General features: G+C 70.8%; 10 protein-coding genes. 7 read left to right on the top strand and 3 right to left on the bottom strand.

Annotated features, from left to right (window positions below):
- The 5 genes from E2651_RS35380 to E2651_RS35395 form a co-directional block, all read left to right on the top strand.
- Window positions 1-193 (top strand): alpha-glucosidase C-terminal domain-containing protein (locus E2651_RS35380; RefSeq protein ID WP_209446326.1); only part of this gene is annotated, 193 nt, incomplete at its 5' end.
- A gap of 13 nt (window positions 194-206) precedes the next feature.
- Window positions 207-1,547 (top strand): maltokinase, encoded by a 1,341-nt coding sequence (locus E2651_RS45680; protein WP_245239431.1) that lies wholly within the window; start codon window positions 207-209, stop codon window positions 1,545-1,547.
- Between the two features lie 82 nt (window positions 1,548-1,629).
- Complete coding sequence (gene glgB / locus E2651_RS35385) at window positions 1,630-3,795, top strand: 1,4-alpha-glucan branching enzyme (RefSeq protein WP_245239432.1); 2,166 nt, start codon at window positions 1,630-1,632, stop codon at window positions 3,793-3,795.
- A gap of 116 nt (window positions 3,796-3,911) precedes the next feature.
- Entirely contained in the window at window positions 3,912-4,730 is an 819-nt protein-coding gene (locus tag E2651_RS35390; protein ID WP_135335357.1) for a VOC family protein, read from the top strand.
- A gap of 9 nt (window positions 4,731-4,739) precedes the next feature.
- Window positions 4,740-5,645 (top strand): HipA family kinase, encoded by a 906-nt coding sequence (locus E2651_RS35395; protein WP_135335358.1) that lies wholly within the window; start codon window positions 4,740-4,742, stop codon window positions 5,643-5,645.
- 163 nt (window positions 5,646-5,808) lie between these two features.
- Here E2651_RS35395 and aceB read toward each other — a convergent pair whose 3' ends face one another.
- The gene (gene aceB / locus E2651_RS35400) at window positions 5,809-7,428 is read right to left on the bottom strand and encodes a malate synthase A (protein ID WP_135335359.1); all 1,620 of its coding nucleotides are present in this window, start codon (window positions 7,426-7,428) and stop codon (window positions 5,809-5,811) included.
- A 226-nt stretch (window positions 7,429-7,654) separates the two neighbouring features.
- A complete protein-coding gene (locus tag E2651_RS35405) occupies window positions 7,655-8,278 on the bottom strand; it encodes a nucleotidyltransferase family protein (RefSeq protein ID WP_135335360.1) in 624 nt (207 codons plus the stop codon).
- Window positions 8,279-8,437: 159 nt separating this feature from the next.
- Between E2651_RS35405 and E2651_RS35410 the strand changes: the two genes are divergently transcribed.
- Window positions 8,438-8,761: a DUF5955 family protein gene (locus tag E2651_RS35410; protein ID WP_135335361.1), complete on the top strand. Its 324-nt coding sequence runs from the start codon at window positions 8,438-8,440 to the stop codon at window positions 8,759-8,761.
- 64 nt (window positions 8,762-8,825) lie between these two features.
- On the opposite strand, the gene E2651_RS35415 is transcribed toward E2651_RS35410, so the two are convergent.
- Complete coding sequence (locus E2651_RS35415) at window positions 8,826-10,298, bottom strand: PLP-dependent aminotransferase family protein (RefSeq protein WP_135335362.1); 1,473 nt, start codon at window positions 10,296-10,298, stop codon at window positions 8,826-8,828.
- Window positions 10,299-10,400: 102 nt separating this feature from the next.
- Between E2651_RS35415 and E2651_RS45685 the strand changes: the two genes are divergently transcribed.
- The coding region (locus E2651_RS45685; RefSeq protein WP_135335363.1) for a universal stress protein at window positions 10,401-10,565 on the top strand (165 nt) is incomplete at its 3' end.

Genomic DNA, 10,565 nt, shown 5'->3' on the forward strand with positions numbered 1-10,565 from the left:
CCGCTTCGCCCAGCCCACCGAACTCGATCTGCAGTCCTTCAACGGCCGCCACCCGGTCGAACTCATCGGCGGGGTGCGCTTCCCGGCCATCGGCGAACTGCCCTACCTCCTGACACTGGCGGGGCACAGCTTCTACTGGTTCCGCCTGACCTGCCAGCCACGACCTCCAGCCGCACCCGCAGTGCACCTTTGAAGGGACGTGTCGCATGCTGAAGACGGCATCGCAGTCACCGAGCAGCCTCAGCCCTCCACAACTGCTGACCTCGCTGGCCGGGCTCCTGCGCGAGTGGCTGCCGAAGCAGAGGTGGTTCGCGGGCAAGGGCAGGCCCGTGACGGACCTGGCAGTTCTGTCGACGACAGCACTGCACCCGGGGTGCCTGCACCTGCTGATCCGCACGGGACATGCCGGGCAGCCCGATGACTGCTACCAACTGATCCTCGGAGTCCGTGAGCACCTGCCGCTCCAACTCCAGCACGCGTTCATCGGCCGACCGGACGCGGGCCCGCTGGCCGGACTCACTGTGTACGACGCCCTCCTGGACCCGTGGTCGGCGACGCTGCTCCTGGAACGCCTGAGGACGCCCGGTGCCATGGGCCCCCTGCGCTTCGATCGAGACGCGCGGACCGTGGTACCGGAGGGGCTACCGCCCCGGATGCTGGAAGGAGAGCAGTCCAACACCTCCCTGGTGTACGGGGATTCCTTCATCCTGAAGCTGTTCCGCCGTGTCCAGTACGGCATCAACCCGGACCTGGAAGTGCCGCGGGCGCTGGCTCGTGGAGGCTGTGTCCGCGTGCCCGCGGCGGTGGCCTGGTTCTGGACCACCGAGCCGCGCAAGATGACACTCGGAGTGCTCCAGCCCTTCCTGCGCGAGGCGACGGACGGCTGGACGCTCGCGCTCCGATCCCTCGACTCCGGTGAGGACTTCAGCGACGAGGCGTACGAACTGGGGCGGGCCACCGCGGAGGTACACCTGGCGCTGACCCGGGCGTTCGAGACAGAGCCCCTGGACCCGCACGGCGGTCGGCGGCTGGCCGCCGCGATGACGGGCCGCCTTGAGACCGCCGCCCACCAGGTGGCGGAACTCGTTCCGTACGTGTCGCGCCTCAAGGCGGCCTACGGCGCCGTCGCGGCGCGCGGTCTTGGCCGTGCGGCCCAGCGGATCCATGGCGACCTGCACCTCGGCCAGGTGCTCCGGGCCGGCGAGCGCTGGTTCGTCATCGACTTCGAGGGCGAGCCGGCTCGACCGCTGACCGAGCGCCGGCACGCGCAGGCCCCCGTACGCGATGTGGCGGGCATGCTCCGCTCCTTCGACTACGCGGCCCACAGCAGGCGCCCTTGGCGCGGGCAGTGGGTGGCGCGATGCCGGGCGGCCTACTGCGCGGGGTATGCGGCGGAATCGCCCTGGGATCCGCGTGCGGAAGCCGAACTCCTGCGTGCGTACGAGACGGACCGAGCGGTCTACGAAGTGCTGTACGAGGCCAGGCACCGTCCTGACTGGCTGCCCGTCCCCATGGCGGCGATCGCCCGCCTGGCAGAGGGGAGTTGAGGCCGTGGACACCACGGAGAAGTCCCGTGCTCGCCCCGTCGCCACGGACCGCGGCCACCTTCCCGAGGCTCCTGTCGACGCACTGGACAGACAGCGCCTTCTGTCGGGCACTCATCACGATCCGCACGCCGTGCTCGGCGCGCATGCGGACCCTGGCGGCACGGCCTTCGTGGTGCTGCGCCCTTACGCCCGAGCGGTGGCGCTCCTCACCGGCGAGCGACGTGTGGAGCTCAACGACGCGGGCGACGGCTTCTTCTCCGGTGTCCTGCCGCTCGACGCGATGCCCGAGTACCGGCTGTGCGTGACGTACGACGGAAGCGACGTCGCGTACGAGGACCCCTACCGCTTCCTTCCCGCACTCGGCGAACTCGATCTGCACCTGATCGGCGAGGGCCGGCACGAGGAACTGTGGAAGGCGCTGGGAGCGCACGTCATGACGCACCAGGGCGTGCCGGGCACCCGGTTCACGGTGTGGGCGCCCCACGCGCGAGGGGTCAGGGTCTGCGGGGATTTCTGCCGCTGGGACGGAGCCGCGTACCCCATGCGCTCGCTGGGCTCGACCGGCGTATGGGAGCTGTTCGTACCCGGCATCGGCGAGGGGGCTCTCTACAAGTTCGACATCACCCGCCCCGACGGCACCCGCACCCTGCGCGCGGATCCGATGGCCCGCCGCACCGAGGTGCCGTCGGCGACCGGCTCCGTCGTGGCGGAGTCATCCCACGTGTGGGCGGATGCCGAGTGGATGGCGCACCGCGCGGACCGCCCCGTCTGCCAGGCCCCCTTCTCGGCGTACGAGGTCCATCTGGCGTCCTGGCGGCCCGGTCTTTCCTACCGCCGGCTCGCGGTCCAGCTGACGGACTACGTCAGGGACGCGGGCTTCACTCACGTGGAGCTGCTCCCGGTCGCGGAGTATCCCTTCAGCGGATCCTGGGGCTATCAGGTGACCGGCTTCTACGCGCCGACGGCCCGCCTCGGCACGCCCGACGACTTCAAGTATCTCGTCGACACGCTGCACCAGGCGGGCATCGGCGTGATCCTGGACTGGGTCCCCGCCCACTTCCCCAAGGACGACTGGGCGTTGGCGGCCTTCGACGGAGAGCATCTGTACGAGCCGGCGGACCCCCGACGTGCCGAGCATCCCGACTGGGGCACCCTGACCTTCGACTACGGCCGCAAGGAAGTCCGCAACTTCCTTGTCGCCAACGCCACTTACTGGTGCGAGGAGTTCCACATCGACGGCCTGCGCGCCGACGCCGTGGCCTCGATGCTCTATCTCGACTATTCACGCGAGGACGGGCAGTGGGCCCCCAACGAGTCGGGCGGCCGGGAAAATCTCGACGCGGTGGCGTTCCTGCAGGAGATGAACGCGACGGTCTACCGGCGCTGCCCCGGAGTGTTCACGATCGCCGAGGAGTCGACGGCCTGGGACGGCGTGACGCGGGCCACCCATGACACCGGCCGGGACGGTCTCGGGGGCCTCGGCTTCGGCATGAAGTGGAACATGGGCTGGATGCACGATTCCCTGGAGTACATCAAGCGTGACCCTGTGCACCGCAAGTACCACCACAACGAGATGACGTTCTCGATGGTGTACGCGTACAGCGAGAACTACGTCCTGCCGATCTCGCACGACGAAGTCGTGCACGGCAAAGGGTCGTTGGTGTCGAAGATGCCGGGCGACTGGTGGCAGCAGCGCGCCAGCCACCGCGCATACCTCGGCTTCATGTGGGCCCACCCCGGCAAGCAACTCCTCTTCATGGGGCAGGAGTTCGCCCAGGGCGCCGAGTGGGCGGAGAGTCACGGCCCGGACTGGTGGCTCCTGGATCCGGCCTACCCGGCGGAACCGGACCACAGGGGTGTACTTCAGCTGGTGCGGGACCTCAACCATGAGTACCGGTCCGCCCCCGCTCTGTGGGAGCGGGACACCGATCCTGCCGGATTCTCCTGGATCGCGGCGGACGCGGCCGAGGACAACGTGCTGGCGTTCCTGCGCTTCGCCACGGACGGCACACCGCTGCTGGCCGTGTGCAACTTCTCCCCGGTGGTCCGCCACGCCTACCCGCTCGGCGTCCCGGACGCGGCCATGGTCTGGCGGGAGGCCCTCAACACCGACCTGGCGTGCTACGGGGGAGGCGACGTCCGCAATCCGGGCCCACTGAAGTCCGAACCCGAGACGGCGCACGGCCGCCCGGACTGCCTGCGCGTGACCCTTCCGCCCCTGGCGACGGTGTGGCTGCGTCCGGCGTGACGGCTCCTGACCGAAACGCCGCAGCCCAGCAGGACGCGAGGAGCGAAGGCAGGTAGGAAGATGGAAGGGGGGGGCGCTCGTGAGCATCGATCTCAGAAGGTTCAGAGGGTACGGAGATGAGCAGCCGTAGGGCAGCCAGAAGCCAGATCGTGTCCAGTCGCGCGGTGTTCGGCGCACCCTGCTGGGTCAGCTTGACCACGCGTGATCTGTCGGCCGCGGAGAAGTTCTACACCGCCGTACTGGGGTGGGACTGGCGCAGCGGCAAGCTGGGGGACCAGTACAGGTTCGCGAGTGTGGGCGGGGTGCCGGTGGCGGGCGTGTCCGCCGTGGAGGCCATGGGGCAGAAGGCCTTCGCGTGGACTCCGTTCTTCGCCGTGGCCAACGCGGACGAGACCGTGGCCCGGAGCCAGGAGCGTGGCGGGACGACCGCCGTGGGGCCCATCTCGTTCCCGCCGGGCCGGGCCGCCCTGCTGGCCGATCGCGACGGAGCGGTCTTCGGCGTCTGGGAGGGCGAACTGGTGGCCGACTGGGAGGACTGGCGCCGTGCGGCTCCTGTCTTCGTGGAGCTCCACACGAGGGACGCCTTCGACGCGGCCATCTTCTACGCACAGGTCCTTGGCTGGGCCTCCGAGGTGGAAGGAGCCTGCGAAGTCCACTACGAAAACGAAAAGGTCGTGCTGCGCAGCCGGGCCGACACCGTGGCCCACATCCATTCGGGCGCGGTCGATTCCGCGCGAGATCCCGCGATGCGGCCCCGCTGGCAGATCCACTTCACGGTGGCCGACGTAGCGGCGTGTGTCCGGGCCGCGCGAGCTCATGGCGGCAGCCTGGTGCGGGAGGCAATTGACCTGGGAGAGGCCGTCCTGACTGATCCGGACGGTGCGCGTTTCGTCGTGAAGGGTCGGACGAAGGGGCGGAAGGAGCGTCCCGTATAGCCTGGGCAAGTGCTCAGAGAAGTCACTGCCACCCGCTATGTGAACCCGCTGCGGACCGGGGGCTCCGTGCCCGGCGTCGTCGAGACCGACGACCTCGGGACGTACGTCGTGAAGTTCACCGGATCGGCGCAGGGCCGCAAGGCGCTGGTCGCCGAGATCATCGTCGGCGAACTGGCCCGCCGCCTCGGCCTGCGCTTCCCCGAGCTCGTCCTGGTCCACTTCGACCCGGCGGTCGCCGCGGACGAGCCGCACCAGGAGGTCCAGGATCTGCTGCGGGCCAGTGCGGGTCTCAACCTCGGCATGGACCTGCTGCCGGGTGCCGAGGACTTCACCCCGGACGCGATGGACGTGGACCCGCTGGAGGCGGGCAAGGTGGTGTGGCTCGACGCGCTCACCGCGAACGTCGACCGCACGGTGCACAGCTCGAACCTGATGATCTGGCCGACGTTCGGCATCCACGAGCCGCGGCTCTGGCTGATCGACCACGGCGCGGCGCTGGTGTTTCATCACCGGTGGGGTGCGTCCGCGCCGGACAGGGTGTACGACTTCCGGCACCATGCGCTGGGGGGATACGGGCCCGACATGGTGGCCGCCGATGCGGTGCTCGCCCCGCTGGTCACTGAGGAGATGCTCCGGGAGGTTGTCGCGCTGGTCCCCGAGGCGTGGCTCGCCGATGAGCCGGGGTTCGCGTCTCCGGAGGAGGTGCGGGAGGCGTACGTCGGTTTTCTGCTGTCCCGCGCGAGGTGCTCCGCGGTGTGGCTGCCGAGGGGTTTCCCCTCCCGGGGTGAGCTTGCGGATGCGGATGCGCGGCGCGCGGCCAGCACGGAGGCCGGCCGTCCGGCCTGGTTGAAGAGGGTTCCCGACCTGCATGGGAAGCCTGCTGCGGAACAGGACTGGTCCGCGCACCTCGGGTGAATCGGGATCTGCGGGTCGTATGTGGCTGTTCGCGCAGTTCCCCGCGCCCCTGAGGGGCGCGTCTGACGTGGCGCCCATGACGTGGCGCCCATGACGTGGCGCCCATGACGTGGCCCCCCGGCGCTGTGCGGTGCCGGGGGGCCACGTCATGTTCGGTGCTGGATCAGCGCAGCTGCTCGTACGCCGGGAGCGTGAGGAAGTCCGCGTAGTCCGCGTCCAGGGAGACCTGGAGGAGGAGGTCGTGGGCCTGCTGCCACTTGCCGGCCGTGAAGGCCTCGTCGCCGATCTCGGCGCGGATCGCGGCCAGTTCCTGCGCGGCGACCTTGCGGGCCAGGTCCGCGGTGGCCGTCTCGCCGTTCTCGAAGACGACGCCCGCGTTGATCCACTGCCAGATCTGCGAGCGCGAGATCTCGGCGGTGGCCGCGTCCTCCATCAGGTTGAAGATGGCGACGGCGCCGAGGCCGCGCAGCCAGGCCTCGATGTAGCGGATGCCGACCTGGACGGCGTTGACCAGGCCGTCGTACGTGGGCTGCGCGTCGAGGGAGTCGATGGCGATCAGGTCGCCCGGGGCGACGCTGACGTCCTCGCGGAGGCGGTCCTTCTGGTTCGGCTTCTCGCCGAGCACGGCGTCGAACGAGGCCATCGCGATCGGGACCAGGTCCGGGTGCGCGACCCAGGAGCCGTCGAAGCCGTCGCCGGCCTCGCGGTCCTTGTCGTTCTTGACCTTCTCGAAGGCGACCTTGTTGACCTCCGCGTCCTTGCGGGACGGGATGAACGCGGCCATGCCGCCGATCGCGTGCGCGCCGCGCTTGTGGCAGGTGCGGACGAGGAGTTCGGTGTACGCCCGCATGAAGGGGGCGGTCATCGTGACCAGGTTGCGGTCCGGCAGGACGAACTTCGAGCCGCCGTCACGGAAGTTCTTGACGATGGAGAAGAGGTAGTCCCAGCGGCCCGCGTTCAGGCCGGATGCGTGGTCGCGCAGCTCGTAGAGGATCTCCTCCATCTGGTACGCGGCGGTGATCGTCTCGATCAGGACGGTCGCGCGGACCGTGCCCTGCGGGATGCCGACGTAGTCCTGCGCGAAGACGAAGATGTCGTTCCAGAGGCGGGCCTCCAGGTACGACTCCGTCTTCGGGAGGTAGAAGTACGGGCCCTTGCCGAGCTCGATGAGGCGCTTGGCGTTGTGGAAGAAGTAGAGCCCGAAGTCGACGAGCGCGCCGGGGACCGGGGTGCCCTCGAACTGCAGGTGGCGCTCGTCCAGGTGCCAGCCGCGGGGCCGCATGACGACGGTGGCGAGCTCGCCCGCGTCCTTCAGGGCGTACGACTTGCCGCTGCGCTCGTCCGTGAAGTCGATGCGGCGGGCGTAGGCGTCGGACAGGTTGACCTGGCCGAGGACCACGTTCTCCCAGGTGGGGGCCGAGGCGTCCTCGAAGTCGGCGAGCCAGACCTTGGCGCCCGAGTTCAGGGCGTTGATGGTCATCTTGCGGTCGGTCGGCCCGGTGATCTCGACGCGGCGGTCGTTCAGGGCGGCCGGAGCGGGGGCCACCTTCCAGGAGTCGTCCGCGCGGATCGCCGCGGTCTCCGGCAGGAAGTCGAGCGTGGAGGTGCGGGCGATCTCGGCGCGGCGCTCGGAGCGGCGGCTGAGGAGCTCGTCACGGCGGGGCGTGAAGAGCCGGTGCAGCTCGGCCACAAAGGCGAGGGCCGCGTCGGTCAGGACCTCCTCCTGCCGCGGCAGAGGCTCCGCGTCGACGATGGCCAGCGGGGACTGCGCTGGTGCGGACATGAGCTGTCACTTCCTTCAGCGAGCTTCACAGGTGGTGCCGCGGTGGCCGCCGGGCAATCGCAGTGACACTCAGTGCCACCCGAGCCGAGATACGGCCGTGGGCCCCACTTGAGGGAACGGGTGCTTCTGAACAGTGGATACTAGTTTCCTCATGGTGGAAGTTCAATCGTCTGTTGATGTCGAGATTCTCTTCATCGACAGAACGTGTCGCTGAGTGCCATGCCGGTCACTCCAGGTGGACCAGGTCGGCGGGGGTGTCGATGTCGTACGCCAGGGCCACGTCCCCGCACTCGACGAGCACGACTTCCCCGGCGTGTTCCTTCAGATAGGCGCGCGCCCCGCGATCGCCGGTCGCGCTCCCCTCGATACCCGCCCAGTGGTCGGCGCCGAAGAGCACCGGGTGGCCGCGCTCCCCTTCATAGGCGGCGGCCGCGAGGGTCGCCGGCGAGCGGTAGGCGGCGTGCACCCGGGCGATCGCCGCGGGGCCGATGCCCGGCTGGTCGACGAGCGAGACGAGCGCGGCACTCGCGCCGGTGCCGCGCAGCGAGCCGAGACCGGCCCGCAGCGACGAACCCATCCCCTCCGCCCAGTCCGGGTTGTCGACCAGGACGCAGCCGGGGAGCGAGGCCTTTTCCCGTACGACATCGGCGTCGGCGCCAAGCACCACGTGCACGCGGGTGCAGCCGCCCTCGCGCAGGACACGGACCGCGTGCTCCACGAGGGGGCGGCCCCGGTGGTCGAGCAGGGCCTTCGGCCGGCCGCCGAGGCGTCGCCCGCCGCCCGCCGCGAGGAGGAGCCCGGTGATGTTTGGCGCACCGGTCGTGCCGGTCGGGGCTGTCGTATCGGTCATGGCTCTTGCATACCGCACCTTCCGGCCGGAAAGTGGCGTGTCCCGCTTCCTGTGGCGTTTACTGGCCCGCGTCCCCCGTGGTGTCCGACCAACGCCTGTGCGGGGGTCGGCAAGGACTGCACGAGAACACGCGCACGACGGCGTGCGAGGGGGAGAGCTGTGTTGCAGAGCATGGGGCCGAGACGAGTGACGGGCAGCGATGAGGATCCGCGCGTGGTGGAGCTGCGTACCGCGGTGGCGCGGCTGCGCCGCGAACTCGCCGCGCATCCGGCCGAGTTCCCCGACAGGGGCATCGCGGAGGACGAGCTCGCGGCACTGGCCGCGATGGCGGGCGGCGGCACCCCCGAGATCCCTCGCCTGCGCCGCTCCCTGCTCCTTGTCGCGGGCGCGATCGGTTCGGTGAGCGCACTGTCGACGGGGCTTTCGGCGGTGCGGGGTGCGGTGGAGTTGTTCGGGGAGCAGGGCGGGGGGCGCCAGCCCTGAAGCGTGACCTACGAACGGCCGGCCCGCTCCGTTGTGGGCAGGCGTTCCGCACGGCGAGGGGAGGTCAGGCCACCCAGTGGCGAGGGGTCCCCGACGCGGAGGGGGCAGTGAGATCGCCCCCGCCCAGCGCAGCGGCAAGGCGCTGGACCGCCTCTTCCGTCTGCTCGGGCGGCAACGCGTACGGAATCCGCAGCCGGTGCTCATGCGTGCCGGGATCCGCCCCGAACCGCGCCCCACCCTCGATCCGCACCCCATGATCCAGCGCCGCCTCGGCCAGCGCCGAGGCGATCGGGCGCCCCAGGTCCACCCAGAGCGAGAGCCCGCCCGGCGGCAACGTCCAGCGCCACTCGGGAAGTTGATGCGACAGCGCCGCGGCAAGCGCGTCCCGCCGCGCCCGCAGCCGCGGCAGCCGCTCGCGCAGCACCTCGTCCATGCCCGCGATCAGATGCAACGCGACGAGCTGCTCGATCACCGGCGTCGACATGTCGGACGGCACCCGCGCCATCGCCAGCTCCGTGATCAGCCGTGACCCCGCCCGCACCCAGCCGATCCGCAGCCCACCCCAGTGCGTCTTGCTCAACGAGCCCACGGTGACGACCTGTTCACCCACGCCGTGCGGCGCGAGCGAGGCGAAGGGCGCGGGCGGCGGACCGTCGAGCGCGATGTCGGCGATCGTCTCGTCGATCAGGAGCCAGGTGCCGGTGGCGCGGGCGGTCTCCAGGATGCGCAGCCGCTGCTCCCGCGGCATCAGACTGCCGGTGGGATTCTGGAAGTCGGGAACCAAGTACGCGATACGGGGCGCCGTCTGACGGAGCGTCGATTCCACGAGGCCGGTGTCCCAGCCGGTGTCGGTGACCGGCACCGGCGTGGCGCGAAGCCCCGCTCGGCGGATCGCGTCCAGGGCGTTGGGGTACGAGGGGTTCTCGACCAGGACGCGGTCGCCGGGCCTGCCGAGCAGGGCCAGGGTGAGGGACAGCGCGTGCTGGGCGCCGGTGGTGATCAGGATCTGGTCGGGGATGGTCGGCAGCCCGCGCCGCGTGAACCGCTCGGCCACCGCCTGCCTCAACTCCGGGAGACCGTAAGGGTGGTAGCCCGGAGTCGACGCGTGCCGGGGCAGCGCGGCAGCGGCCGCGGCAAGCGCCTCGCCCAGCTCCGCCTCCGGCGCGCCGGGCGCCGCCACCGCCAGGTCGAGCATGCCGTCCCCCACGGGGAACGCGGCCACGCCGGACGGACGCCGCCCGTCGGGCAGCTCGGTCCAGGTGCCCGCCCCGCGCCTGCTGCGGGCGAAGCCGCCCTCGCGCAGCAGGTCGTACGCCGCGGTGACGGTGGCCCGGCTGACCCCCAGGGCCGTGGCGAGCTCGCGCTCGGCGGGCAGGCGGGTGCGCAGGGGGATGCGGCCGTCCAGGAGAAGGGTGCGGACGCCGTGGGCGAGCGCGCGGTAGCCGGGGCGCTCGCCGGCCGTACCGGTCACGAGCGCGGCCAGCCGCCCGCTGCCCAGGCGCCGGTCCACATCGTGGATACCCCGTACGTCTGCCATGCCACCTCCCGCTGATTGGCCCTGCTGGCCAGGCCAATCAGCGTACAGACTCGGAATCGGTACGCCGTATTGGCCTGGTGCGAGGGAGAGGGGGGGTCGGCCGTGGGAGCGCGGGTCGTCGTGGGGGTGAGCGGATCGCCGGCGAGTCTTGCGGCGCTGCGGGTGGGGGTGGACGAGGCGCGCCGGGCCGGTCGTGTGCTGGTCGCGGTGATCGCGTGGGAGCCGCCGGAGGGGGAGGGTCTTTACGCGCGGCGGCCGGATCGGGCG

The organism is Streptomyces sp. MZ04, assembly GCF_004684775.1.
Taxonomy (GTDB): Bacteria; Actinomycetota; Actinomycetes; order Streptomycetales; family Streptomycetaceae; genus Streptomyces.